This is a genomic window from Pseudomonas sp. NPDC088368 (assembly GCF_044753445.1).
GTDB lineage: Bacteria > Pseudomonadota > Gammaproteobacteria > Pseudomonadales > Pseudomonadaceae > Aquipseudomonas > Aquipseudomonas bambusae.
Window position 1 is genome coordinate 1 of sequence record NZ_JBIVNG010000017.1, and the last position, 26,643, is coordinate 26,643.

Consider the following 26,643-nt stretch of genomic DNA (forward strand, 5'->3'; position numbering starts at 1 on the left):
GATCCCATCCCGAACTCAGAAGTGAAACGATGTATCGCCGATGGTAGTGTGGGGTTTCCCCATGTGAGAGTAGGTCATCGTCAAGATTAAATTCCGAAACCCCATCTGCTCGCGCAGATGGGGTTTTGTCGTTTCAGTGGGCAAATAACAGAACCCCAGCCATCAAACGAAAAGCACGCTCAGACCGAAACCGAAGCTGGCCGTGTGTTTAGAGCAGATCAGCCAAACAACTTCTGCACATTGCTCATTGCGTCATCTGCGAAGCCTTGCAGGAATGTCTGAAACTCCATGGCGCTGGCAGCATTTCCCTTACCCGGCTCGGCAATGATGGTCCAGGTCGCGACACAGCTACCTTCACCAGCGGGCAGAACAGTCATTGAAGCCCACAGATTTCCAACGCCCAGATTGTTATAGATCGTGGTCCACGTCATGGAATACGCTTTTTCATTACGCGAGTTGAGCTGCTCGACCACTTCCAGCCCTCCCTCTTTGAAGCGCTTGTGCCGGATCGAACCAACACCGCTACCAATCACTTCAATGCTGTCCAGGGCCGGAATGAATTTCGTGAATCCTCCGAAGTCACCAACGACTTGCCATACCTTGTCCGCTCGCGCTGCGACCTGAACTGACGACACCACAGGTGTGCCTGTCGGATTGGCGATCAGCGTGTCGGGTTTCAATGCGTCGATTTTGTTGATTGCGTTCATGTCGTTCTCCATTACGTACGTGGGTGTTGCGGTTAGATGAAGTCGATTTCTTTCAGGTAGTCGCAGCCTTTGCGCAGCAGTGCCGGGGTTTTCTGCGGATAGCGTTCGCCCATTCGCTGCACGCCGGCGAGAGCGTTTTGATAGGCGATCATTGAGATGTCACCGATGTCCTCTTCGAAACCGTCGAGATAGAAGCCGAGCACGCCGAACAGCGCGTTCTGGCTGTCGACCCGATTGAGCTGGGTCTGCCAGTGCGCCACGCTGACCATCTCGAATTCGCGACCCGCTTCCCGAAACGCATCGACGTAGCCGCTCCAACTCAAAGGTTCAGGGTTGTGGAGATTGAATACAGCGCGAGCAGGCTGATAACGGCTGCTATGGAAGCTGATGAAGCGGGCGAGGAAGTCGACGGGCATCAGGTCGAAGGTCATCGAGAAATCAGGTACTTGTCCCAATTGCATCGAGCCTTTGAGCATGAGCATCAGGCGGTTCTTGTGAGGCTGGCAGACGCCGGTCACGCTGTTAAATGCGATATTGCCGGGCCGGTAGATGTTGACCCAGACGCCTTGTTCGCGCGCCTTCTGAAGAACACGTTCCGCGACCCATTTGGAGAGGTTGTAGCCGTTCTTGATGTAGATCGGCGGTGTGTCAGCAGCAGGCGCCTCCAGCACGCTGCCATCGGCGTCAACGGCACTCGACGCTGACAGCGTTGAGACGAAGTTGAACACCTTCTTACTGCGTCCTTCGCACAACCGCAGGCATTCAAAGATTGGCGTGACGTTGTCCTTGGCCAACGTTTCGTAATCCTGCACGTGGTTGACGTTGGCCGCGTTGTGCACCAGCGCGCCGAAGTCGCGGTCGAGCCGTTCGTACACCTCATCGCTCAATCCCAACTGCGGTTGGGTAATGTCGGCGGCATAGACACGTACCCGGTTCAGGTCCAGATGCTCCAGTCGATTTTCACGCAAGGATTCGACGAATCGATCCTGGGCCGTCGACCCATTGCCCTCGCGTACCAGACACGCCACCTCCGTCGCGCCCCATGCCAGCAGTGCCTCGACGATGTGCACGCCAAGAAAGCCGTTGGCGCCGGTGACGATGACCTTGTGCACATCTCCGAGCTTGCCCACGGGTAACACCGGCAGATCCAGTGGCGTCATTGCATCCTTGATCGCCTGCGGGCTGACGGTCCAGGAGGAGGCACCGTCGTTGTCGATCAACGAGGCCAGAGTGATCAGGGTCGGGGCTTCGATGAAGCGGTTGATGGGAATGCTCCGCCCAAACTGCTCGCGGATGCCCAACAACATCTGCGACAGCAAAATCGAGTGTCCTCCGAGATTGAAGAAGCTCTCTTCGGTAGAAATATCCCCCGGCGGCAGCTCCAGCAGATCAGCCCACAATGTCAGCAAGAGGCGTTCGTTCTCGGTTTCAGGTTGGCGACGTGGCACCTGCTCGATCATGTTCACTGGCAATTGCAGCAACGCTTTGCGATCGACCTTGCCGTTGTTGGCGAACGGCATGTTCGCCAGTTCGGTATACGCCGCAGGTCGCATGTAATCGGGCAGCAAACGTTCTACATGGGTTTTCAACAGGGCGCGTGCAGCGTCGGGTTCGGGGCCATGGGGCTGGGCCAGAAACGCCAGGATTCGACGTTGCTCATCGACGACCACCGCGACTTGGCGATACAGCTGGCTGTCGCGCAAACAACGCTCGATCTCTTCAGGCTCGACGCGGAAACCCCGAATCTTCACCTGATTGTCACGGCGCCCGGCCAGCTCGATACCCGCGTCGGTCCATTTACCCATGTCGCCGGTGCGATAGGCGCGAAGGGTTTTTCCGTCACCCAGTGGAATCTGCACGTAACGCTCGGCCGTCAGAGTCGAGTTGTGGATATAACCCAACGCCACGCCAGGCCCGACAATGTAAAGCTCTCCCGCCGTCTGCTCGGCTACAGGCTGCATCTGCTCATCGAGAATCAGCAACTGGCTGTTGGCGATCGGGCGTCCGAGGTTGCGATTGCTGCTGCCTGGCTGAAATTGTCCGGCGGTGATCAGCACTGTTGCCTCGGTGGGGCCGTACAGGTTGTGGAACTGACACTGCGCAGCCAGACGCTTGATGACATAGGGTTCGCAGACATCACCCCCGGTGCACAAGTGTTCAAGGTTTAGCGGTTTTTCAAGAGGGAGAATGCTCAGCAGTGCGGGCGGCAGAAAGGCGTGGCTCAGGTTCTGATCCAGCAGCTCCACCAACTGCAGTGGGTCACGTCGCTGATCCTCACTGGCAACCACCAGTTCAGCGCCGCTGAGCAGGGTGGGGAAGATATCGATCACCGAGGAGTCGAAGCTTAAGGTCGAGAACTGCAACACCCGACTGCGCTCGGACAGGCTGACATATTCGGCGTACCAAGCCGTGAAGTGGCTCAGGTTGCGCTGACTGAGCATCACGCCCTTCGGATGCCCGGTAGTGCCCGAGGTGTACAGCGCCATGCAGGGCGCATCAGGGGCGACCGTCTGGCGCATCAGCGATTGAGGCGAGTCAGTGACATCTATCTGGCTGATGTCCAGCCCCGGCACACACTGTCCGGCAAGCGGGTGCTGGCCGTCATGCAGCAACAGCACCGCTTTGGCGTTCTCCAGGATGTACTGCTGACGCGGAGTGGGCTGGCTGGGGTCAAGCGGCAGATAGACCGCCCCATATCCCAGAATCGCCAGAATCCCGGCAAACAACGCTGCTGATTTAGGCAGACAGATGCCGATCACCGGTGGCTCGTTGTCTGACGAACCCAGCAAAAGCGGTTGCATCAGTGCCTGGATGGCGACGCTGTGAGCGCGCAGGGTGTCGTAGCTGATGTGTTCGCCGTCGATGCTCAACGCTCGGCGGTCAGCGAACGTGGCGAAAGCGCGGTCCAGCCGAGCTACCAAAGGCTGTTGCGCAATCCCGAGCAGGTGCGGCTGTGCCGTGCGATTGAAGCGATGCTCGAAGGCCAGCCGATCTAGCGCGTGCAAGCCCTCCTGCCATTCGCTTTGGGGCGGTTCGACCCGTTCATCTCGCTCGAAATGTTCGGCATCACGGGAGAAACGACTGACCAATAGCGCCACATGATCGGTCAGCGTCGCCACTGCACGGTCGCGTAGCATGCGCCCATTACCAGAGGGCTCGGTGGGCACGGTATCTCGCACGATCAGGCGCTGCGCAACGGCCGACCCGTACCAGCAGAGCAATTCGACCTGCGGCAATCCGGATTGCACATCGGGAGTCAGCCCCGCACGTAGCCCCAGATGCACGCTTGTCTTGAACGCTTGTAGGCGCGCGCTCGCCAGATCCAGCGTTCCATCCTCAATGAGCATCGATGAGCCCGTCAGCTCACTGTCTTCCAGAGCCTGAGCATCAATGAGTCGATGAAGCAGGTGGCCATGGCTATCGAGTTCCACGGCCAGCTCGTCAAGGGCCTGACTGTGGCCGATGAGCACAATTTCCAGACGTTTCATTGCACTCCCCCTACCGGCAAGTAGTCGGCCAGAGCGTGTTGCACGCAGGGCGAATCAAGCATTGAACTGGTCTTGAAGAAACGCACGATGTTGCCCACCAGCGGGTGATGGCGATTGATCGGGAAGCTCATCGCTTGGGTTTCGTCCCGAAGGGCTTGCTTGACTGGCTCGGACACCGGCAGATGCTCGATCAACACGAAATCAAAGGATTTCTGAATGTCGTTGGTTAAATATTGAGCAATGAACACCGGCATGATCTGTGCGATGGTCTGGCGGTCTTCTTCGGGCGCGGCATTCCAGTAGATGCGCACCAGGCGCGCCCAGAATCCGGAATGCCGGCCTTCGTCGAGCAAGTGATCGGCCATCAGCCCCTTGATCGATTGCTTGACCGTGTCGTCCTTGGCGAACGCCGCGACATCATTGGTCACGGTGTTCTCGGCGATGGCCACGCAGATCAGTTCTACGGCGCTGCGCAGAGGGTCAGGCGCGAGGGCCAGTGCAGCGGGAATCGCCCGGCTCAATTCGATTTCCAGCGGCAGATGGATCGGCTGAATACCGGTCAGGGCGATGGTCTGCTGCATGAAGTCCATGGCGACCAGCGCGTGGTAGTCCTCATCGACCACCACGGTCATGGCGTCGTACCGACAGGCGAACGGGAAGCGGATCGCGAAGTTGTCCTTGGCGATACTGCGAGCGGTCTTGTCGACGATTTCTGTCTCGAAGATCACCACGTCGTTGATGAACTTGTACAGGCTCTGGATAAGCGCGAAGTCGCGCAGGTGCGGGCATTCGCGGGTGAAGGTGTCGCTGAGCACCAACGGTTGGCGACTCAGGGGATAGATGAGTTTTTCGTCGTTTTCGACGATGCGGCGCGGGCGGGTGCGGATCGTCGCACGGCCTTCCCAGGCATCGGCAAAGGATAAATAGTCTTCGGCTTTCATGATGTCGTCCTTGTGTGGGCTGAAGGGGAGTCGAGGTGCTGCGACAGGCTCATGCACTGACCTCCAACGCCGGTTCGCGCATGCTGACGCGCAGGGCATCCCACAGCGCGATGCGGCTTTCCACGGCGGCGATGGCGGCTTCGTAGACTTGTTGCTCGCGTTGTTCGTCGCCATCGACCAGGCGGGCGAGCAGCGATTCCGCAGCGGGACCGTGGTCTTCCGAATCAACTTCAATGTGGCGTTCCAGGTAGTAGCGGAAGGTCGGCGCCTGGTTGGCCGTGATGCCCCAATCGTCGAGGATGCGTTGGAACATCTGCGGGATGACGCTTTCACGGCCATGCAGGAAGGCAGCGGCGACGCTGTGAGCGGGCGCATTGAGGGCGATGTCGAGGGTGTCCCGCACGAAGCCTGCTTCGGCGCTGCCTGCGTTAACGCGGTTCAGCGCCGCTTCGTACGGAACCCCATCTTTTTGCAGCTCGACGAAGCGTTCAATGCGCGTCGTGCTGGCGCCGACTTCGCGCATGGCATCCAGATACAGCTCGAAGTGGCTGTAGTGGCCATGATCGAGTCGATCGTCTGATTCCTCGCCCAGCACGATCTCGTTGATCAGGCGAGCGGCCTTCGGGTCTTTGGGCGGCAGCCACGGAAGCCGGGTACAGGTCAGCTCCTGTTGCAGTCGCTTGGTGAGTGACATGAAGTCCCAGACCGCGAAAACATGAGCCTCCATGAAACGTCGCAATACATCCAGAGAATCAATTTCAGAAAATATCGGGTGAGCACTTAGTTCTGATTTCTTGCGGTTCAATAGTTGTTTTTGAATGTTCATGATGACGTCCTTGAAATGTGTGAGTTCGAACGCTTTGTTTTAGACGTGGTGCGAAACTGCACCGGTGTGGTCGGTGTTTGTTTCACGCATAGTTGAAAAACAGGCAAACACGGGCCGTGAACAAAACGTCGTCCAAAAGTGAAGCGCGTTGGGGTCAGCCGCCCTGGCTGCGGGGGCTGTTCGCTTTGTTACCCTTGAGAATCGATGCCTTTGGCGTCGTTCAAGTGGCGACGAGAAAACGTTAAAGCACTTTTTAATTCGGGCGCAAATACTTTTTAATAATATTTATTTGCACTAAAAATGGAGCGTGATGTGGCCTGATAAAACATGCGCTCAATGTTTTATTTGGATGCAAGCAACCCTTCCAGCTCAATAGAGTCAGAATCGATAATAATGAACGAATGCCTCGTTCAGCGTTGCTCTTACACTGAATAATCGGTTGGGAAGAATTTTGTGGGCGACGTTGATAGAAGTCCGTCATTACGTCTCCGCCCTGTGCACAACTCCTTTCGTTGCTCCATGAGAATCGCGTTTACGAAACCGACTGTAGGCGTGTTCTTGAGCCGAGTTTGCCTGAAACACAGCAAAGTGCTGCGTTAACGCAGAGAGAATTACGAGCGTGAGGAGAGGAGGGTTATGCAGGCAGGAAGGGCGTGAACACGATCACGCCCCCAGCAATCCCAGGTGTGTATTGATGATGTGCAGCAGGCGGTGGCGTTGTGATTTGAGAAAGTCATGACGGCCACAGACTTCGATGAGCTCGAATTCGCGGCGGGTGAAGGCTCGCCAGTTCATCATGCTGACGGCGGTATCGACCGGATCATCGCTGCCGTAGAGGGCGGTCAACGGAATATTTAGCCCGCCGTCGGGACAATGCGACCACAATTCCGAAAGCTTTAGGTCGCTGCGCATCACCGGTTCAAAGAGGCGCATGAGCTTTTTGTCGTGCAGGATCGTGTCTGGCGCTACGCCGAGCTTGATCAACGCGTCGATGAAGTCGTTTTTGGGGAGCGTGTGCAGATAGGGCTCAGGCTGCTGGCTGTCAGGACTGCGGCAGCCGGAAATGAACAGGTGGCGTGTCAGGTCCGGGTAATGTGCCTGGGCCAGTCGGGCCATCTCGTACGCGACACGGCCACCGAAGCTGTGGCCATAAAAGGCATGGGGCTTGGTCAGGTAAGGTTCTAACGCAAGAAAGGCGTCTTCAAGCAAGGGCGCCCATTGATCGTACGGCGTTTCCTTGAGACGGCTGCCGTGCCCCGGCAGACGGAGGGTGACCAGTTCGATGTGATCCGCCAGGCCCTCCGACCAGTCACGAAACTGCTCTGGATCGCCGCCCGCATGGGGAAAGCAGATCAGGCGTGTTTTGATGGGTTGCCCGGAATTGACAACCATCAGCCATTTGTTTTTCTCGGCGTACACTCAGGTTTCCCCAAGCCTGCAAGCGCGGGCTACTGATAACCGTGGGGCCGGGTCCTTCGGCGCTGGCATCGCACATTACGATGCTCGATCAGCCCCATGCCTCGTCTGCTCGCTCGCCGCGAACACAGGCAGGGGTGCGAATGCTGGACCGTGCACAGTCGCTATCCACGGTCTTTGAACCCTCACGGAGCGAGGGCGCGCTTCCTTGACGCCGTGGCGGAGTTGGCGACTTCCGCTGGACGGCTTTTCAGATATCCGTTGATGGCTTCGACGCCACGGTTCAAGTGGTGGGCGAGGGCGCTGACGGTCGACTCGATGGCGCCAGCCTCAGCCATCTGCAACAGTTCCAGGTGGTCGTGCTGGGACAGCTTGCCCAGCCCCATGTACTTGAGGTTGAAACGCAGAAAACGTTCTTCCTCGTTCAGCCCGTCCTCGACCAGCTTGAGTAGGCGTTTATTGGACGCACGGGAATAGAGCGTCATGTGGAACATTCGGTTGAGCGTGCCGATCCGCGTGTAGTCGGTTTCAACCTCAAGCTGTTCGATGAAATCCCGGGCAGTTGCAATGTCCTGGGCGGTGAGGAGCGGGATCGACTGCCGCAGGGCTTCAGACTCCAACAAAATGCGCAGCGCGTAGGCGTCAGTCGCGTCCTCATTGATCAGTGGTGCAACGACGGCGCCTTTATGGGTTTCGACGCGCAGTAGCGATTGAGCCTCAAGCTGGCGCAACGCTTCGCGTACAGGCATACGGCTGACACCGAACAGTGTGGCCAGCTCCTGCTGGCGCAAGGCGATCCCGGCTGGCAAGCGGCCATCGAGAATCGCGCTACGCAGTTTCTCTTCAATAACGGCGCGCGCCATGTGCGCGGGCGGTTGTTCATTCCCTAGAATTTCTCGGAGAAACTGCTCTTTCTCTGTCCTGCGCATCGTTATTTCTTCTTCACTGATCGGGCATTGGATCCAATGGAACACTAGAGGCCGTGTCTGGCATTGTCAAACTTTGCAAAGTCTTTGACTCGCCCGAGGCGGCCCGCATTCTACAAGGGTTTCTGACATTCATGTGCGTACGGTGATCTATCCTGACATCGACACGGGGCGTCGGAAAACGGTCGCCTGGACAAGGCATTTCCACGCGCATGCCGGCAGTCGATCGAAGTCGTTGAATCGCAAGGCCATGATCGCCAGATGCCATTATTTTCCTCGGTTGGAGGCTCGACAGCGAGTACCTCCGGTCGATCCCATGGACTGACTGCCTTGGCGATCCGATTCGTCCTCGACCGCCCTGTACGCACGCTTTGTCAGATTCTGCTGACGGGTGTCGTGTTGGCGAGTCTGGCGAGTACCGACTGGGATTTCTCGCTGATCACCCGTCGAGCGACTGCGCTGTATGGCGCTTCGGTGGAGGGGCGTCACCGGGTCGATGAGTGGCGGGCGATGCTCAATGGGCGCAGGCCTGCCACCGACCTGGAGCTGCTGCAGCGAGTCAACCTCTTCTTCAATCGGGATCTGCATTACGTCGAAGACATCGATTTATGGCGCGTCGACGATTATTGGGCCACGCCTGTCGAGGCGCTGTGGAAGGGCGCTGGCGACTGTGAGGATTTCGCCATCGCCAAGTATTTCAGCCTGCGGCAATGGGGTATGCCCGCCGACAAGCTGCTGATCACGTACGTCAAGGTCCTCAACCCCGAGCGCCCGCATATGGTGCTCACGTATTACCCGGACGAGGATGGCGAGCCGATCGTGCTCGACAGCCTCACCGACAGCCTGGAACCGGCCGACGCACGCAAGGACCTGCTGCCGGTGTATGCCTTCAACGGTGAGGGCGTTTGGTTGCCGGATGCCACGGACGCCACCATAGGGAGCAACAGTATCGCGGGGGATATCAAACAGCTGTCCCGCTGGCAGGACGTGTTGAACAAGATGAAAGCCGAAGGTTTTCCGGTCGAGGGCAATACGCCCTGATCCATTCGACAGAACAAGGAATCGCCCATGACCCTGTTCAAACAGCTGTTGCTTGCCATCTGCGTGTTCATGCTTGTCGCTTTCAGTGGCGGCTTCATGGTCAGCCTGGAAAGCTCCCGCGACCAATACGTGAACCAACTGCGCTCCCACGCACAAGACGCAGCCACGGCGCTGGCGCTGTCCCTGACGCCGTCGGTGGATGACCCGACGATGATGGACCTGGTGGTCAGCTCGATCTTCGACAGCGGCTATTACGCGCGGATTCGTGTGGTAAACCCTGCAACGGGCAAAGTCATCGTCGAGCGTAACGCGGTGCCTGCAGCGACCGCGCCGGACTGGTTCATCAAACTGATCGCCTTGCAGCCCGCAGGAGCCAGCGCGATTGTCAGCCGTGGCTGGCGGCCTGCGGCCCGGGTTGAAGTGGTCAGCCATCCCATGTTCGCCATCGGCAAGCTATGGCAGTCCGCGCTGGGCAATCTAGGCTGGTTGTTGCTGTGCGGGGCCGTGAGTTTTCTGTTGGGGGCGTGGCTGCTGCGGCGTCAGCTCAGGCCGCTGGATTATCTGGTCGAGCAGTCTCAGGCCATTGGCCGCCGCGAATTTCTCAGCGTGCCGCAACTGCCAATGACGCCTGAGCTGCGCAGGGTGGTGCAGGCCATGAACCAGATGGTCGACAAGCTCAAGGCGCTGTTTCTCGAACAGGCCGAGCGCACCGAAAAACTGCGCATGGAATCCTACGAAGACAGCCTGACGGGGCTCGCCAATCGCCGCTATTTCGACATGCGTTTGCACGCGCACGTCAGTCAGGTCGAGGACGCACGCTCGGGCTATCTGCTGCTGATGCGGGTCAACGACCTGACAGGGCTCAACGAACGCTTGGGTAGCCAGAAAGCCGATGCGCTGCTGGTGGCCGTCAGCGATGTGCTGGTGCGCCAGTGTTTCAATCACGCCGAAGCGCGGCATCTGATCAGCCGGATTCGCGGGGGCGAGTTTGCCGTGCTGGCGCCGGGGCTGGTGAAGGAAGAAGCGCTGCAATTGGCCTATGAACTGGAAACGGCGTTGTGCAGCCTGCGTGGCACCGGCGCGTCGGACGTTAGCCCCGCTGCGTATATCGGTTTGGCACCGTACAGCCCTGGCGATTCAGCGCAGACCTTGCTGGGCCTTGGTGATCAGGCGCTTTCCCAAGCCGAAACCCAGACCGACCGCATCTGGTATTGCATCGAACACAGCGCGGTCGGAAGCCTGGAAGATGATCATCACGCGTGGTACGAACTGTTGGATCAAGCCCTGACCGAACGCCGTTTTCAGCTGTTTTTCCAGCCGGTGATGGACGCCCGCGACGTGAGCCGCGTGCTGCATTTCAAGGTGTTGTCGCGGGTGATCGACGACGAATCGCAGACCCTGCCCGCGGGGCGATTCCTGCCGTGGATCGAGCGCTTCGGCTGGTCGGCGCGGCACGACCGGGTGATGCTCGAAACGGTCTTCGACCAGCTCCCTCGACATGACCTGAAGCTGGCGCTGAACCTGTCCGCTGCGACGCTTTCCGACGCGGGCGCGTTGAACGAGGTCATGGACCTGCTCAAGCGCCACGCGCATCTGGCCCCTCGATTGATCCTGGAAATCGGTGAGGAGCAGGTGCCTGATCAGCAGACCCTTGAAGCACTGACTCGCCGTCTCAAGGATTTAGGCTATTCGTTGGCGCTGCAGCACTTCGGTGGTCGGTTCAGCATGATTGGCAACCTGTCGAGTTTGGGATTGGCCTACCTGAAAATCGAAGGCAGCTACATTCGGGCCATTGATCAGGAGCGGCACAAACGGTTGTTCATCGAGGCGATTCAACGGGCGGCGCACAGCATCGATCTGCCGCTGATTGCCGAGCGGGTGGAGACGGAAGGGGAGTTTGTCGTGCTGCGGGAGATGGGGATTAAGGGGGTGCAGGGGCAGTTGTTTGGTGATCCTGCGCCTTGGGAATGAGGCGCCCGACCAGAGCTCGCCTAACAACCTGTAGGAGCGAATTCATTCGCGAGTGGCCTGTTCAGTCGACATGAATGCGTCGCCTGAACACCTTTTCGTCGGGATGCCGCCCAGAATGAATGTGCTCCCACAGGGATTCAGAAAGCCGGAGGAGTTACAGATACCGACCCGTCACGAAGTGCTGCACATCATTGAACCCCGGCGTCGAAGCATGACCCGGCGTGACCAGCGAATCGATGAACGCCTCATCTTCCGCCGTGATCTTCACGCTCAGCGCTTTGGTGTAGCTGTCCCACTGTTCTTCGGTGCGCGGGCCGACGATGGCCGAGGTCACTGCCTGGTTGTTCAGCACCCAGGCAATGGCGAACTCCACCAGGCCGACGCCCTTATCCTTGGTGTACTGCTGCAATTTCTGCGCGATGTGCAGCGACTCGGTGCGCCACTCCGTCTCCAGAATGCGCTTGTCCTGACGGCCTGCGCGGCTGCTGCTATCCGGTGTGACATCCGGCGCGTATTTGCCGCTGAGCACGCCGCGCGCCAAGGGGCTGTAAGGCACGACGCCCAGACCGTAGAACTTGGCGGCGGTGATCTGCTCAAGCTCCGCCTGACGGTTGACGATGTTGTACAGCGGCTGGCTGATCACGGGTCTGTCGACGCCCAGACGCTCGGCGACGTTGACCACTTCAGCGATGCGCCAACCCCGGAAGTTGGACACGCCCCAGTAACGGATCTTGCCCTCGCGAATAAGGTCGCCAATGGCGGAAACCGTCACTTCCAGCGGGGTGCTGTGGTCTTCTTTGTGCAGGTAATGAATGTCGATGTAATCGGTGTCGAGACGGCGCAGGCTGGATTCGATTTCATTGAAAATGTGCTTGCGGTTCAGACCGCTGGTGTTCGGCGCGCTGTTGCCCGAGCTGCTGCCTACCTTGGTGGCCAGCACCCATTCGCTGCGGCGGGAGGCAATGGCTTCGCCGACGATTTCTTCGGAGCGTCCGGCGTTGTAGACGTTAGCGGTGTCGATGAAATTCACGCCTTCATCCCAGGCCTTGTCGATGATGCGCAGCGACTCTTCGGTGCTGGTCTGCACGCCGAACATCATGGAGCCCAGCGTCAGTGTCGAAACCTTGAGGCCGGATTGGCCAAGAATGCGGTGGTTCATTGCTCGATATCCTTTTCGTCAGGGAAGTGGAAATCAGGACAGTCTGAGGCAGCTCGCAAGAGGTTGCGCATAGGCCATTCAGACCGACAGCTCTAGGCCGGACATACTCGCCTGTTTGTGGCGGATTTGAAAAGTGACAATTTTTAAAGCCCAGGGTGGACTCAATGACGCGCTGCCGACGACCGGCTTGCCGCTCCTGCAACAGGGTCGCGGTGGACGTGATGCCAGCGTCATACAGCGGCATCGGCGTTCATGAGCCGCGCATTGCGGCCGGCTAAAAAGCACAGCGTTCCACCCACCGCTGTCAGCCCCGCCAGCACGTAAAACATCGTTGGTGCAGGCGAGTTGATCAATAAATAACCACAGATCACCGGGCTCATCGCGCCACCGAAGGCCGCGAGGTTTTGTGCGCCCAGGTAGCTGCCCCGCAGGTGTTCCGGGGCGATGGTGTCGACGAACAGGTACTCGGCCGGGTAGATGATCATCTCGCCCAGCGTGAACACGAACATTGCCGCACACCACGCCACCGTCGTCTGGGCGAAGCTGAAGCCGAACAGTCCGACGGCGAACAGCGCAGTGCCGAGGCAAATCCAGTACGGCAGCTGTTCGCGCTTGAGAAAACGGCCGATCTGGTACTGCATCAAGATCACCGTGATCGCGTTGCAGGCCAACACCGCAGAGAGGATTTTCAGGGCCTGCGCCGGGGTGTGGGTGACCAGCAGAAACTGCGAGAGGTACAGCGTGTAGCGGCCGTGAACGATGGTGCTGAGCAGGCTGCCGCCGGTGAACAGGATCAGCGTACGGTCGCTCTTCAGCGTGGCGAGGGTGTCGAGAAAACTGCGTGGCTGGTTTTGATTGTCCGCCACGGTCGGCGGGATGCCGATCATCAGAAACATGCTGCCGAAGGCGATGGCGCTGGCAATCAGAAACGGCGCCAAAGGCAGTTGCCCGGCAATCAGCACGCCAAGCATGGGGCCGGTGGCATAGCCGATGTTGGTCAAGGTGTAGCGCAACGAAAACACCTTGGCGCGCTGACCGATGGGGAGGTTTTCGCTGATGATCGCTTTGGAGCCGATAAGGAACAGCGCCGAGGCGGTTTCGGTGATCACCAGGGTCAGGGTGGTCAGGTAAACGTTCTGGGCGAAGGTCAGCAGCGTGAAGCCGATGGCACTGGAGAGCATCGCCAGAATCAGCAGCTTGCGCTTTTCCAGCCGATCGATGATGTACCCGCCGTACAGCCCCAGCAGCGTCGCGAGGAACACCGCGATGCCCATCAACAGCCCGACGTCCTGCTGATTCAACCCCAGCTTGGTGCTCAGGAACAACGTGAGTAGCGGGCTGGTCATCGCGCGGCTCATGACGATGGTCAGCGAACAGACCATCAGGCGACGGATGACGAGGGAATAGGTGGCCATTGTTGTTTTTATGTCCTTATGAAAACCTTGGCGCAGGTCTCGCGGGCAACGCAATCCCCTGTGGGAGCCGGCTTGCTGCGGGCTCCTACAGGGTTAGATCTGCCCCGGTTTACTGCCCCTGATCCATCCCGACCTTGGTCACTGCACCCTGTTCCAGCTCCCACTTCTTCAGGATCTTGCCGTAGGTGCCGTCATCGACCATCGCTTGCATCGCTTCGGCAATCGCCTTCGCCAGCTCAGGATTGGACTTGTTCACGCCCAGACCGGTGAACTGCTTGGAGATCGCCAGGCCGATAGGCTTGTAGGTGTCCTTCTCCTGCGACATCAGGTAAGGAATGGTTTCGCTGCCTTGCATGGCGGCGTCCAGACGACCCTGACGCAGTTGCGCACGAGCATCGGCCGAGCCTTCGGAACCGCTGACGACGATGGCCGGTTTGCCTTTGGCCTCGCAGTTTTCCTTGCTCCACGCCGCGATTTCCGCAGGCCAGGTGGTGCGACGGCTGGTGCCGACTTTCTTGCCGCACAGGTCTTCAGGCTGATTCAGCTCGGTGTTTTTGGTGAGTGTGTACAGCTGCGGGCCGCTGGTGAAGTAATCGATGAAAGTCACCGACTTCTGGCGTTCGGCGGTATCGGTCATGCCCGACAGAATGATGTCGAAGCGCTTGGTCACCAGGCCGCTGACCATCTGTTCGAAAGCCGTTTCCTGCCATTTGATTTTCACGCCAAGACGCTCGGCCAGCGCGTTGCCGAGGTCCACGTCGAGACCGGTGAGCGTGTTGGTGCTGGTGTCCTTGAAGTCCATCGGCGGGTAGTTCGGCACGATGGCGGCGGTGATTTCGCCTTTTTCCTTGAGACTGGCGGGCACGTCAGCAAAGACCGCGGAGGAGGCCATCAGGCCTGCGAGCAACGTCGGGAGGATCATTTTTTTCATGGTCGTTCTCGTTTGTTCTGGTTTAGGTGCGAACGGCAGAAATGAAGCTTTGGGTTCTTGGGTTTTGTGGGCTTATTAGAATGTCTTCCGGGCTGCCGGCCTCCACAATCTGGCCCCCGTCCATGAACACCATGCGGTTGGAGACTTCGCGAGCGAAGCCCAGCTCATGGGTCACGACGATCATGGTCATGCCGCTGTGCGCCAGGTCGCGCATCACCGACAACACTTCGCCCACCAGCTCCGGGTCGAGGGCGGAAGTGGGCTCGTCGAACAGCATCAGCTTGGGCCGCATCGCCAGCGCGCGAGCGATTGCCACGCGCTGTTGTTGGCCGCCGGACAGTTCGACGGGATAGGAATGGCGCTTGTCCGCAAGGCCGACGCGGGCCAGCAGTTCGACGGCCTCTTCGTTGGCTTCCTTGGGCGAACGCTTGAGCACCTGGATCGGGCCTTCGATCACGTTCTGCAACGCGGTCATGTGCGGGAACAGGTTGAAACGCTGGAACACCATGCCGGTGCTCAGGCGCTGACGGGCGATCTGCGCGTCGTTCAGCTCATGCAGCTTATTGCCGACGATGCGATAACCGACCAGTTCGCCATCGACCCACAGGCCGCCCTTGTCGATCTTTTCCAGCTGATTGACGCAACGCAGCAGCGTGCTCTTGCCCGAGCCCGAAGGCCCGATGATGCACAGCACCTCGCCTTGCTCGACCTCGATGCTGACGTCTTTCAAGGCATGGAACTGGTCGTAATATTTGTTCAGGCCGACGGCTTTGACGATGCTTCTCATGGCGATTCTCCAGGGCCTGACTTACGAGCGCTTGCCGGCGCCGCGCGCGAAGCGCAGCTCCAGACGGCTCTGACCGAACGACAGCACTGTGACCACCACCAGGTACCAGATACCGGCGACGATCAGCAGCTCCATGACGCGGGCGTTGGCGTAGTAAATGTTCTGAGCGTTGTGCAGCAACTCGGAGTATTGGATGACGCTGGCCAGGCTGGTCATCTTCACCATGCCGATGAATTCGTTGCCCACCGGCGGAATGATCACGCGCATCGCCTGGGGCAGAATCACCCGACGCAGCGCCTGCAAACGCGGCATGCCGATGGATTTCGCGGCCTCGTACTGGCCGGTGTCCACCGACAGCAGACCCGCGCGCACTACCTCGGCGGTGTATGCGCCCTGATTGATGCTCAGACCCAGCAGCGCGGCCACGAAAGGCGTCATCAGGCTCACGGTATCGAGCTGAAACAGGCCGGGAATGCCGATGACCGGGAAGATCAGCGCCAGGTTGAACCACAGCAGCAATTGCAGAATCAGCGGCGTGCCGCGAAACAGCCAGGTGTAGGTGATCGCGACGTAACGCAAAATCGGGTTGGCGGACATGCGCATGATCGCGGTGATCACGCCGATCACCACACCGAGCGCCATCGCCAACACTGACATGATGATGGTGTTGAGCAGCCCCCAAAGAATCGCTTCGGAGGTCAGAAACTGGCCGATGTAGCTCCACTCGATCTGACCGTTGGCGAACGCCCGGGCAAGACCCGCCAGGGCAATGACGATCAGCGTGGCGAAGAAAATGCGCCCGTAGTAGCGACGCGGGACGTGTTCGTACTGAGTGATGTCGAACTCGTTTTCGGCCTTTTTGCGCTCGGCTTGCAGACGTTCTGCCGGATTCTGGTTCATGGTGTCTCTCCGAAGCTGTTCAAGCCGCGCATGTTCGATTTCAGCGAGTGCACTTCAGGCGGATTGGCGAGTGTTCGGGCACGCATCCGAGGCTGGGTATTCGCTGAGAGTGAGGGGCAGTGTCGCGTTAAAAGTCCTGATCGAAGTGTCAGGTTTTATTCTCTGATTGCAGCGACCGGGTCACCGATCAGGGCGTCGTGCAGATGGTTGCCAATCGCCATTTTCTGTGTTCATTATTATCAATCGGGCATGTTTTTGTTGTGGGTCAAAGCCTGTTGAATATGACGGGCGAGGTAAATAAGCATTATGGAAACTCCACTTTCCACTTCTGGAAACGTGCCGCCCAAACCGGGGATTCGTCCCCCTTTATCGCTCAGTGGAATGGACTTCAAGCTCCTGCGGGTTTTTCAGGCTGTTGTCGAGGCAGGCGGCTTCAGTGCCGCGCAAAACGAGCTGAACGTGGGGCTTGCAGCCATCAGCAAGCAAATTTCCGACCTTGAAATTCGTATCGGCATGCGCCTTTGCACACGCGGGCGTGAAGGTTTTCACCTGACCGAAGAAGGCAAGCTGGTCTATCAGGCGGCCATCGAACTATTTGCCTCGGTGGACACTTTTCGCGACCGGATTAGTTCGGCACAAAATGAACTGATCGGCGACCTGAGTATTGGCGTTATCGACAACACGATGTCCGACCAAAGTTCGCCGTTAATTGCAGCGCTTCGAACAATGCACGATGACGCGCCCAAAGTAAGACTGCGCCTCCATGCCTCACAACTCGACGAAATAGAGCGGGGCGTGGTCGAAGGGCGATTGAGCGTCGGCCTCGTGCCGGTGTATCAGCGCCGCGAAGAGTTTGATTATTTTGAGCTGTATGGAGAATTGTCCCACGCGTATTGCGCGGTCGGGCATCCGCTGTTCAACGTCGATGACCGAGAACTGGACATCGACAGCCTGCGTCATTCCCAGGTGGTGAACCACCGCTATGCCATTCACCGCGACAAGGCCAGTTTCGTCAATGACGACAGCCAATCGGCGTCGGCCTCTCAGGTCGAAGCGGTCGCGATGCTGATCCTCACCGGGCGCTTCGTCGGTTTCCTGCCCGAACACTTTGCGCGCAACCTGATCCGCGACGGCCAGCTCCGCGCACTGCGTCCTGACCTCATTCACCTGCGCACCCCCTTCAACCTCATCCTCCGCCAAAACGCCCCGAGAAGCCCGCTGGTCAAGGCGTTTGCGCAGGCGTTGGGGGTGGATTTGAAGCGGGTGATTTAAGGCGCTGGCTGACACACCCGAGATTCAAAAGCGTATGCCTTAACGGCGATACCCCGGCAGCCCCCAATCTTCCAACGGAAACTCTGCTAGCGACCCCAGTATCAGGTCCGCATGGGCGTATTGCGCCACTGGCATGTGCGAATCCGGGACGGCCACCGCGTACATCCCGGCTGTCTTGGCAGCGGTCACGCCAAACGGCGAATCTTCGAACACCAGGCAGTCTTTCGGATCGACACCCAAGAGCCGCGCAGCCGTCAGGAAAATATCCGGCGCCGGTTTGGCGGCCTTTACGTCCTGATGGTCAGCGGTCACCACATGGCGGAACAGCTCGAACCACGCGCCATGATTATCCGTCTTCACCTTGAAATAGTGCAGCGACGAACTGGTGCCCACGGCAATCGGAATATTGTGCTCGGCGAGATGACGCACCAGTGCTTCGGCACCCGGCATCGGCGTTGCGTGAGGGAAGCGCTCGTCGAGCATTGGCTGGCGAACCGTAAGAAATTCTTCAGCGGACATCGGCAGTTGAAGGGCGTTGATCACGTATTCGGCAAAATCCTGCGAGCCACGACCGATGGAGTGCTGCTTCACCGCCCAGTCGAACGTCTTGCCGTGCCATTTGGCGATAGTGTCAGTGACTTCGGTGTAGATGCCCTCGGTGTCCAGCAACAGGCCATCCATGTCGAAAATCACGGCCTTGATCGGCCCCTTCGGCGTTTGCACGTTGCTCATTTCATCGATCCCGTTTGCAGAGTGACGCCCAGCCTAACGCCTCGGCAAAGGCCGTGGCTAGGCGCAACGGCTGCAAAATGACCTCGTCAGGTGCTACTCTCGCCGGGCTCTGGGCAGCGCAAGGTGCTGCTCGGCGCCCCTGTTGTGGCGCCGGAACCCTCCGGGGTCAGGGACGACATCACCTCTCTTCAAGAACGGACATCTTCGAGTCGACACATGAAAAAATCAGTCAACATTGCCGTAGGCGTGGTCATAGTCGCAGGCGCTCTCATCACCGCTGGCGCTTGGTACACGGGCACCCGCCTCGAAGGCGTGCTCGGCGATGCCGTTCAGCAGGGCAACCAACAGATCCAGACCGCCTTGGCGGGCCACGAAGGCAGCGCGAGTGTGCAGCTGCTGTCGCTGGATCGGCATTTTTTCACCAGCACCGCCCATTACAAGTTCACGATCCAGAATCCCAGGCTCAATGAAGGCGCGCCCATCGAGTTGCTGTTTGTGGATAACATCGAACACGGGCCGTTTCCGTGGAGCCGCGTGAAGTCGTTGAACCTGGTGCCGGTCATGGCTGCCAGCAACACCGAACTGGAAAAGAACGTCTTCTCCGAGAAATGGTTCGCCATGACCAACGGCCAACCGCCGCTGACCGCCCATTTCAGCATGGGTTACGACCGCGCAGGGCAGGGCCGGATCGACTTCCTGCCGTTCCAGTTCGACGATCAGAACGGCTCGTTCAAATTCTCCGGTTTCACCCTGAACGCGTCGGGCACCGCCGACGGCGAAAAGCTCGAAGCCAACGGCGTGCTGGGTAGCCTGGACGTGACCGCGACCTCCGAAGAGGGCCCGGTTCACTTGACCCTCAACGACATGACCTTCAACACGGGCGGCACCAAAGGCAAGTCCGGCTTCTATCTGGGTCACAGCGACGCGAAGGTGTCCTCGGCCACGTTCCAGGCCGCTGGCCAGCCGCCGATCCAGTTCAAGGATTTCGTCAACACCAGCCTGTTGCAGGAAGTCGAAGGCAGCCTGAACGCGCAAGTGAGCTACGACATCGGCAACATCAGCGTCGCGGGCAAAGCCATCGGCTCGTCGCAGATGCTGTGGAAATTCGCCAACTTCGACATCGCCTCCACCAAGAACCTGCTGCAGATCTACAAGGACAAAATCCAGCCGCAAGCCCAGGCGGCTGCGGCGATGGGCGAGTCCTACACCCCGCAATTGAGCGCGGCGGATCAGGCGCTGGTGCAAGCGGAAGTCGGCAAAATGCTGGCCGCCAAACCCCACATCGAGCTGGAAAAACTGTCGTTGAAGACGGCCAGTGGCGAGAGCCATTTCAGCCTGACGATGGATTTGGGGAATCCGACGTCCTTCGACCAGCCAGGCGCTGCGTTGCTCAAACAACTGCTGACCCAGGCCGACGCCAAGCTGGTGCTGTCCAAACCAATGATCCGTGACCTCGCTTCGCTGCAAGCGCAGTCGGCCGGCCTGACTGACCCGGCCGCCATCGCGCAACAGGCGCAGGGCGCCGCTGAAACGGTGGGCGGCATGGCGATCATGCTGCAAGTGGGCAAGGTCGAGGGCGACAACATCGTGTCCAACCTGCACTACGCCGACGACGTCGTAGACTTCAATGGCGAAAAAATGACCGCTCAACAATTCGCCGCCGCGATGATGGGCAAGGTGGTGATGTTCAATCGCGGGTATTGATTTCTCGTTGCCTGACAGGCCGCTTTCGCGGCCGTCGCACAGCTCCGGCAGCTCCCACAGGTTAAGCGTCGACCGCCTTTTCCGGGGCCGACTCACATCCCGGATTTGATGCCGGCCGCAATGCTTCGGCGTGCATCAAATTCTGTGGGAGACGCCGGAGGTACGACGGCAGCGAAGCGATAGTTCAGTCGCCGAATGGATAACTGACGCTACAGCGCACGCGAACTTGTAAATGCTGGGTAAGCACCGCCCCTCGGTCGCGTCTCCAGCAACTGCGACAGCAACTGATCGATGAACAGAGCGCCGGAATCCACGCGGGTGTCCACCACATATTCCGGCTCAATCGGCGGCTCGTACGGGCTGTCGATTCCGGTGAAATTGCGGATCTTGCCCTCGCGCACCGCCCGATACAGTCCTTTGGCATCCCGACGTATGCACTCGCGCAACGGCGTGCTGACGTGCACCTCAATGAACTGCCCCTCGGCGAAATGACTTCGGCAGGCATCGCGGTCTTCGCGATAAGGTGAAATCGCCGACACGATCACGATCAAGCCCGCGTCCACCATCAGCCTGGCGACCTCACCGATACGACGGACATTTTCCCGCCGGCTCTCCTCGCTCATGCCCAGGTCCTGACACAGCCCCCGACGCAACCGATCGCCGTCGAGCAAGTAACTGTGCAGCCCGTGCGCCACCAGCGTCTGGTCCAGATGATTGCCCAGCGTGGTTTTCCCCGCGCCCGACAGCCCGGTGAACCAGATGCAACACGCGCGTTGATGCTTGAGCGACTCACGCTCCAGTTGCCCGACCGCCAGCGGCGCATCAAGGATCATCGGGCGAGCCTCGTAACGGACATCAGTCATAGGAAAACAACTCATAGTCGCGGGCATACACCTCTCGGATACGCTTGCGCGAGGCATCGGAACACAAACCGTTCGTTCGATAGTGAGCACCGGGCGAGCGATTGAGATGGCGCAGCGGGACGCTGATTCCGAGGTGTTCGCACAGCGCAGTGAAATCCGACTCCAGATGCTCCTGCCGCCCGATGAAATCCACCGCAATCTGCCCCATGCTGTTTTGCAGAAAATGATATTGCGGCGCGAAGTGTATTTGCTTCGACACATTCTCTGCGTGCAACCAGCCATCGACGAACGTATCGAACCGCGAATAACGGCTGACCAGTTCGAAAGCCGCTCTGTCTCGCGGCTGCGGGTTTTGCAATAAGTAACGATAAGCCGACAATGCTCTATGTAATGGATCACGTACAAAGCCAAACTTGAAATACTGCTCATAACGCTCTTTGAACTGCTTCTCGTACCAGTACAACGGCAAATGCCCGGTGGGTGTGTCGCCAAAAATCGACATCGCCACACTGCTGCCCGCGCACTTGGGCACGTGAATGAAAATGCACTCGAAATGGTCGAAGGCCTCGGGAAACCGGGCCTTGCGCGACAGCGTCTTGTTCACCACCTGACGGTCCACGACGGAGAGCCGCTCCAACAAAAACTCGCGCTGGGTCTTTGGAAATAACTTCCACAATAAATGGTTCATAGGGAGTGACCTGTAGCTGGGGATGAAGCAATGTTCAGACTACAGGCAGTTAAAAACGGGCGGGGTGAACTTTGCAAATACTTTACGCAGACGCGGGTGTCGTCGAATCAATGTATCCATTGCTCTATAAGTGGATACATTGCCGAAATAAAAAATGAAAGAACTGCTGTAACTGCGCGATTTTAAACAGGGTGTTTAGTACGGTTTTGAAACAGGGGAATCAAGGGGCAGACTGCGCACGCTAATACTGATCCAACCCTCACGATTCAGCCCATCCCCAGCATCCGCTTCAAGCGTTGCAGAAATGCCTCGCACGCGACGTCCTCCCGGTCGAACGACTGCTCCTCAGTCCGGAGGCCCCGCTCGCTGTAGAAAATCTTCCATACCCCGCCCTCTTCGATCAGGCACAGCGCTTCATCGCGGACATCGCCGATAGCGTAACTGTCCGCGGGGGCGTTCAGGGCTTTCATCTGTTGGCCCAACTCAAGGCGATCCACATTTGCCTCCTTTTTTGACTTCTCTCAAATGTCCGGAGTCGAGGTACGACTGGACTGACTTCTCAAGCTCAAACTGCCGTCCGTAACCCAACTCGCCGAACCACGGCGCGATCTTGCTGGAGGATACGTTAGGAATCGGCTTCATGACTTCATAAACCGTGTAGGGCTTGAGGTTCGTGCCCGGCGGCAGTGCGCGCATGGTGTAAGGAATGCCCACCGGCGACGTGAATGTCCCGCCCGGATAGCCGTAACGGTCGATGATCGTGCCCGGTTGCAGCGTGATGTTGTCGATAGGACCCAGAGCGCCGCGGTTTGGCGGCCAGTAGGGGACGAGCGCAGTGCTAAGGCCCAGCGGGTCAATGTACGTGATGGGGTTCGGGGCATAGGCATAGAGGTTGAAACCACCCTGAAGGCCAATCGGGTCCTTGGTCGTGAAGCGCCCGATGTCCGGGTCATAAAACCGAAAAGTGTTGTAGTGCAGGCCCGTTTCACGATCCAGGTATTGCCCCTGAAACCGCAGATTCTGCTCTTCCAGAAAATGCGCCTCACGGACCTCTTCAACGGTGTTGCCCCAGGTTCGATAGCGGGCGCGCCAGAGGGTCGTGCCATCCGGCTCCAGAAGCTGTTGCGGCGAACCGTTGAGATCGTTCTGGTAGTAACGAATGCGTTGTTGAGCGCCTGTGCCGTCGACGCGCGCCAACGGCTCTTGGCCGTTGTCAGCGTAGACATACAGGCTGCTCAGCCCGTGCTTGTGTTCTTGCAGCAGGCGCAAGCCGTCCCAGACAAACCGCGTTTCTCCCAGCAGGGTGCCATGGGCGTTTCGCTCGACCTTGGCGATGCGCCGCCCCAATGGGTCGTACTGCATGTGCACAACCGTTTCACGCACACCGTCGCGCGTGCGGACCTCTGTCAATCGATGCTCGGCGTCGTAGCTGAAACGCTGCACCCGCGCTGAGCCGCTGCGTTTTTCGACCATTCGGCCAAAGGCGTCGTAGCGATAACGCTTGTCCTGATAGGTGAGCAGTTTGTTATGCAGCACGTGGCGACTGCCCGATTGCGTGGCATCGAGCAGGTTGGCGGCCGGGTCATACGCAAAGATTTCATGCTGGCCTTGAACGACGCCCTGACTGGCCAGGATGCGGCCCGTGGCGTCGTAATGCAGTAATTGGCGATGATCCTGACCGGCCTGACGTTCGGTCTCGCCCACCAGGTTGTTGCCGGGGTCGTACTCGAAATGCTGCTGGTCCGGCGCGGGTAATTGCGCGGGCTGATCGCTGCGCCGACGCAGGCGGGTGTGCAGACGCCCGGTGCGGTCGTAGCGTTGATACATCGTGCTCTGGCCTTGGGTGCGCAGCACTTCGCGATGCAAGCGGTCGCGCTCGAAGTCGCTGATGACGACGCCGTCCAGGTTGATCTGGTGCAGGTGGCCGCTGCCGTAGTGCAGGCGATTCAACCAGCGGCCATCGGGCAATTGCGTTTGCGCCAGATTTCCCAGTTCATCGTAAACGTGGGTCAGAGAGCCCGCGCCACTCTGCTCTTGCAGCAGCTGTCCTGAAGCGTTGTAGGCAAAGTTGAGGGACTGTCGCACGCCATCAGTGCCCGTGAAGCTGGCCGAACACATCTGGTCGCGCGCGTTGTACTGGTATTCGGTGCGACCGTCGTCAGTCACCTTCGCGATCAGCCGCCCCACCGAATCCCGCTCAAGCGCATGCACGATGGGCGCAGGCGGAGTGTCGGGCACCAATGCCAGGCCCTCCCCAAACGGGGCGGGCCAATAGGCGATCTGCGTGACGTTACCCAATGCGTCGTAGCGGTAGCGACGGGCGCTGCCGTCCAGATCGAGCTGCTCGGTCAGACGGTCATTGGCGTCCCAGGTGAAGCGATAATGTTCGCCGTTCTCGTTGGTCAGAACGTTCAGCCGACCAAACGCGTCGTGCTCAAAGTCGAGCCGCCGACCCTGTGCATCGACACGTCGGCGAATGGTGCCGCGTCTGTCGTAGTGGTACTGGCTCAGATGCCCAGCCGGGTCGAGATAGCCGATGAGCTGGCCGCTGGCACTGCGTTGGTATTGCTGAGTGCGGCCGTCCGCGAGTGTGCAGTGGTTCAGATGCCCCTGAGCGTCGTAGGTCAGTTGCGTTCGCTCGCCGAGGGCGTCGGTGATGCTGATCAACTGTCCACGTGCGTCGTACTGATAGCGGGTCGGGTAGCCGGAGCAGTCGATGAGTTCGAGCAATTGCCCGAAGTCGTTCCAGCGCAGCGTCTTGCTCCTGCCGCTGGCATCGATGATCTCGACCACCCTCCCGAGCGCGTCGTGTCGATAACGGGTCGCGTGCCCCGAAGGGTCGACTTCCTCTGTCCGGTTGCCGCGCTGATCGTAGCGGTAACGCCATGTGCTGCCCGCGCTGTCGGTTTCGGCCAGCGGCAACGCCCAGTGTTCCAGCCATACCGTCGACTCCCTGCGCCCTAGCGGATCAAGGGTGGAGCAAAGGTTTCCGGCCTCGTCATAGCCGTACTCCCACTGGCCGTTCTGCGGATCAGTGGCGCTCAACAACTGGCGTTCGTCGTTCCATTCGAAGCGCCAGAGGTGGCCCAGGTTGTCGCGGTATTCAGTGATTTGATGCTGTGCGTTCCAGCAGCGCGTGCTGACCCGGTTCAGGTTGTCGGTGATGCGCGTCACGCCCGCTGCCACGTCGTAATCGAAGCGGTACTCATCGCCCTGATCCGTCCAGTGATGCGCCACTCGCCACTCGCCGTCTACGCATGCCCACTGGTAGAAGCAGCGCAGACCGGCCGCGAGTTGGTGCTCGCACATGCGCAAGCCTTCGTCGTAAGCGAAACGGCGTAGCGCAGTGCCCGACGCATTGCGAACCTCGATCAGTTGACCGCGCGCGTCGTAGTCGTAGGACGCCAGCAGTTCCCGCGCTTCGTGGGGGATCGCCCGCTCAATACGCGCGACGCGGCGAGGGTGAGTCGCTGAATAACCCAGCACCAGACGAGGCTGCTCGAACGTGTCGCGCAGTTGGGTCAGGCGTCCAGCATCGTCATAGTCGAGGTAAATGCGGTTGTCGTTGCGGTCGCCCAGTTGCGTCAATCGAAGACGGGCCGGGGTCGCGGGCGTTGGCTCAAACAGTCGATACAGGCCGTCCTCGCTTTCGATCAACAGCTGGCCGTTGCCGTGGCGCCTCATGCTCAATCCTTCACCGGCGCTGAATACCGCGCCACCCAATGGGATCAAGCCCATGTCGATGCGTCGGCCTTGCTCGTCGGTGTAAATCAGGCACTGGCCGCCATCGGGATGAGGCTCAAGCTCGACGCTGACCTCAAAGCGAACGTTCCAGCCCATGCCGAACAGCCCGTCGATTCGTTCGTCTCGGCTGTTGTAAACGCGTTGCCAGTGGATGGGCAGCAAGGCAGGCAGGACGGCGTCCAGCTCGTCTTCGCCACCCAGCACTTTGGCGCCAGTGGCGGCGTGAACCGGGTTTGGCGCGCCGCTGCTGGCGCGAGTCAGGGCGCTGACGGCCATGCTGGTGACAAACGATGTTGCACCGGCAAGCAGCATGCACGGCAGATTGCTGACAAATTTGCCCTTGCCGCCCTTGAGCATCATCAACGCCGCGATGGCCAGGCTAATACCCGGCGTCTTGCCGCTGCGAATTTCCCGCACCACCACCTTGCCGCCGCCAATGCGCACGTTGGGTGAGATCAATCCGGACGAAACGACAGTGGCATCACACGTGCTGCGGTCGCCACTGCGAACGGCGGGTTGCCCGTTGATGGTGACCTTGTCCGACCCTTCGGCAAGAAACTGCGGCGGCATGGGCGGGTGCCGTGTGCAAAGCACCAAGTCCAGCGGTTTGGGCACGACGCCCGGCGCGGGAACGGCCACTGTGGGGCGCCACATTTGGGCGAAGAACCCCTTGGCCATGTCCAGATAGGTGGGTTCGGTAGCGGGCTCCGCAGTCTCGGGCGTACCGCTGGCTTCAAGGTCGGACGGCACAGCACCCGCGGCGCGCGCGGCGGGAATCCCGTTGATGAAGGTGTTGGTCGATCCGGTGAGGATGTTGGCCTGTACCGTCGGCGGGAACAGGCCATTGCCGATGTCCTCGCATAACTCGCTTAACCCTTTGTCCGCCCCGGTCTTGCTCATCGCCACGCCGACCACCACGCCGACCACGACCCCCAGCACGCAAGCGCCAAGCCCGCCGGTGGCCACGGTGATGCCCGTCGCGGCCACGACCGCCGCAGTGGCGAGTGCAGTGATTGCAACGTTGGCCGCAACTTCAAGCACACCCCCGAGGATGTCCGCCATCATCGAGGTGTGGGAAAGGGCGTCGCCGAGGCGGGCTGCGTAGAGGGGGTCAGACATTTGACTGCATCAG

General features: G+C 59.4%; 20 protein-coding genes and 1 rRNA gene. 5 read left to right on the forward strand and 16 right to left on the reverse strand.

From position 1 onward, the window contains the following. Positions 1 to 86: ribosomal RNA gene (gene rrf, locus ACIQAL_RS29090) — 5S ribosomal RNA — on the forward strand; the annotation flags it as partial. A 132-nt stretch (positions 87 to 218) separates the two neighbouring features. Here the strand turns inward: rrf and ACIQAL_RS29095 are convergent. The 6 genes from ACIQAL_RS29095 to ACIQAL_RS29120 all read right to left on the reverse strand — a co-directional run bounded on the left by ACIQAL_RS29095 (position 219) and on the right by ACIQAL_RS29120 (position 8,307). After that, the gene (locus ACIQAL_RS29095) at positions 219 to 707 is read right to left on the reverse strand and encodes an SRPBCC family protein (RefSeq protein ID WP_401151622.1); all 489 of its coding nucleotides are present in this window, start codon (positions 705 to 707) and stop codon (positions 219 to 221) included. Positions 708 to 739: 32 nt separating this feature from the next. Beyond that, positions 740 to 4,195, reverse strand: a complete 3,456-nt coding sequence (locus tag ACIQAL_RS29100) for a non-ribosomal peptide synthetase (RefSeq protein WP_401151625.1) — start codon at positions 4,193 to 4,195, stop codon at positions 740 to 742. Next, complete coding sequence (locus tag ACIQAL_RS29105; RefSeq protein WP_401151627.1) at positions 4,192 to 5,136, reverse strand: diiron oxygenase; 945 nt, start codon at positions 5,134 to 5,136, stop codon at positions 4,192 to 4,194. Before ACIQAL_RS29105 ends, ACIQAL_RS29100 begins: the two co-directional genes overlap by 4 nt. 49 nt (positions 5,137 to 5,185) lie before the next feature. Continuing rightward, on the reverse strand, positions 5,186 to 5,962 hold the full coding sequence (locus ACIQAL_RS29110; RefSeq protein ID WP_166595880.1) for a DUF3050 domain-containing protein: 777 nt from the start codon (positions 5,960 to 5,962) through the stop codon (positions 5,186 to 5,188). Positions 5,963 to 6,625: 663 nt separating this feature from the next. Further along, positions 6,626 to 7,381 (reverse strand): thioesterase II family protein, encoded by a 756-nt coding sequence (locus tag ACIQAL_RS29115; RefSeq protein WP_401151629.1) that lies wholly within the window; start codon positions 7,379 to 7,381, stop codon positions 6,626 to 6,628. Between the two features lie 182 nt (positions 7,382 to 7,563). Continuing rightward, complete coding sequence (locus ACIQAL_RS29120) at positions 7,564 to 8,307, reverse strand: GntR family transcriptional regulator (protein WP_401151632.1); 744 nt, start codon at positions 8,305 to 8,307, stop codon at positions 7,564 to 7,566. A 327-nt stretch (positions 8,308 to 8,634) separates the two neighbouring features. On the opposite strand from ACIQAL_RS29120, the gene ACIQAL_RS29125 reads away from it, so the two are divergent. Next, on the forward strand, positions 8,635 to 9,345 hold the full coding sequence (locus tag ACIQAL_RS29125; RefSeq protein WP_401151635.1) for a transglutaminase-like cysteine peptidase: 711 nt from the start codon (positions 8,635 to 8,637) through the stop codon (positions 9,343 to 9,345). 27 nt (positions 9,346 to 9,372) lie between these two features. Then, on the forward strand, positions 9,373 to 11,316 hold the full coding sequence (lapD, locus tag ACIQAL_RS29130; protein WP_401151638.1) for a cyclic di-GMP receptor LapD: 1,944 nt from the start codon (positions 9,373 to 9,375) through the stop codon (positions 11,314 to 11,316). 154 nt (positions 11,317 to 11,470) lie between these two features. Here lapD and ACIQAL_RS29135 read toward each other — a convergent pair whose 3' ends face one another. The 5 genes from ACIQAL_RS29135 to ACIQAL_RS29155 all read right to left on the reverse strand — a co-directional run bounded on the left by ACIQAL_RS29135 (position 11,471) and on the right by ACIQAL_RS29155 (position 16,508). Next, the gene (locus ACIQAL_RS29135) at positions 11,471 to 12,475 is read right to left on the reverse strand and encodes an aldo/keto reductase (RefSeq protein WP_401151640.1); all 1,005 of its coding nucleotides are present in this window, start codon (positions 12,473 to 12,475) and stop codon (positions 11,471 to 11,473) included. Positions 12,476 to 12,705: 230 nt separating this feature from the next. Beyond that, complete coding sequence (locus tag ACIQAL_RS29140; RefSeq protein ID WP_401151643.1) at positions 12,706 to 13,890, reverse strand: MFS transporter; 1,185 nt, start codon at positions 13,888 to 13,890, stop codon at positions 12,706 to 12,708. A 109-nt stretch (positions 13,891 to 13,999) separates the two neighbouring features. Continuing rightward, entirely contained in the window at positions 14,000 to 14,821 is an 822-nt protein-coding gene (locus tag ACIQAL_RS29145; RefSeq protein ID WP_401151646.1) for an ABC transporter substrate-binding protein, read from the reverse strand. A 22-nt stretch (positions 14,822 to 14,843) separates the two neighbouring features. Next, positions 14,844 to 15,608, reverse strand: a complete 765-nt coding sequence (locus ACIQAL_RS29150) for an amino acid ABC transporter ATP-binding protein (RefSeq protein ID WP_110946697.1) — start codon at positions 15,606 to 15,608, stop codon at positions 14,844 to 14,846. 21 nt (positions 15,609 to 15,629) lie between these two features. Then, entirely contained in the window at positions 15,630 to 16,508 is an 879-nt protein-coding gene (locus ACIQAL_RS29155) for an amino acid ABC transporter permease (RefSeq protein ID WP_401151650.1), read from the reverse strand. 306 nt (positions 16,509 to 16,814) lie between these two features. Between ACIQAL_RS29155 and ACIQAL_RS29160 the strand changes: the two genes are divergently transcribed. Then, positions 16,815 to 17,780 (forward strand): LysR family transcriptional regulator, encoded by a 966-nt coding sequence (locus tag ACIQAL_RS29160; protein ID WP_401151653.1) that lies wholly within the window; start codon positions 16,815 to 16,817, stop codon positions 17,778 to 17,780. 39 nt (positions 17,781 to 17,819) lie between these two features. On the opposite strand, the gene ACIQAL_RS29165 is transcribed toward ACIQAL_RS29160, so the two are convergent. Further along, on the reverse strand, positions 17,820 to 18,512 hold the full coding sequence (locus ACIQAL_RS29165) for an HAD-IA family hydrolase (RefSeq protein WP_401151656.1): 693 nt from the start codon (positions 18,510 to 18,512) through the stop codon (positions 17,820 to 17,822). A 216-nt stretch (positions 18,513 to 18,728) separates the two neighbouring features. On the opposite strand from ACIQAL_RS29165, the gene ACIQAL_RS29170 reads away from it, so the two are divergent. Then, entirely contained in the window at positions 18,729 to 20,216 is a 1,488-nt protein-coding gene (locus tag ACIQAL_RS29170) for a YdgA family protein (RefSeq protein WP_401151658.1), read from the forward strand. Positions 20,217 to 20,425: 209 nt separating this feature from the next. Here ACIQAL_RS29170 and cysC read toward each other — a convergent pair whose 3' ends face one another. From cysC to ACIQAL_RS29190, 4 genes are all read right to left on the reverse strand, one after another. Beyond that, positions 20,426 to 21,079, reverse strand: a complete 654-nt coding sequence (gene cysC / locus ACIQAL_RS29175) for an adenylyl-sulfate kinase (RefSeq protein ID WP_401151661.1) — start codon at positions 21,077 to 21,079, stop codon at positions 20,426 to 20,428. Further along, positions 21,072 to 21,767, reverse strand: coding sequence for a sulfotransferase family 2 domain-containing protein (locus ACIQAL_RS29180; protein WP_401151664.1), 696 nt, complete (start codon positions 21,765 to 21,767; stop codon positions 21,072 to 21,074). Before ACIQAL_RS29180 ends, cysC begins: the two co-directional genes overlap by 8 nt. A 266-nt stretch (positions 21,768 to 22,033) precedes the next feature. After that, positions 22,034 to 22,264 (reverse strand): hypothetical protein, encoded by a 231-nt coding sequence (locus ACIQAL_RS29185; RefSeq protein WP_401151666.1) that lies wholly within the window; start codon positions 22,262 to 22,264, stop codon positions 22,034 to 22,036. Then, positions 22,251 to 26,630, reverse strand: coding sequence for an RHS repeat-associated core domain-containing protein (locus ACIQAL_RS29190; RefSeq protein ID WP_401151669.1), 4,380 nt, complete (start codon positions 26,628 to 26,630; stop codon positions 22,251 to 22,253). Before ACIQAL_RS29190 ends, ACIQAL_RS29185 begins: the two co-directional genes overlap by 14 nt. Positions 26,631 to 26,643: the final 13 nt, after the last annotated feature.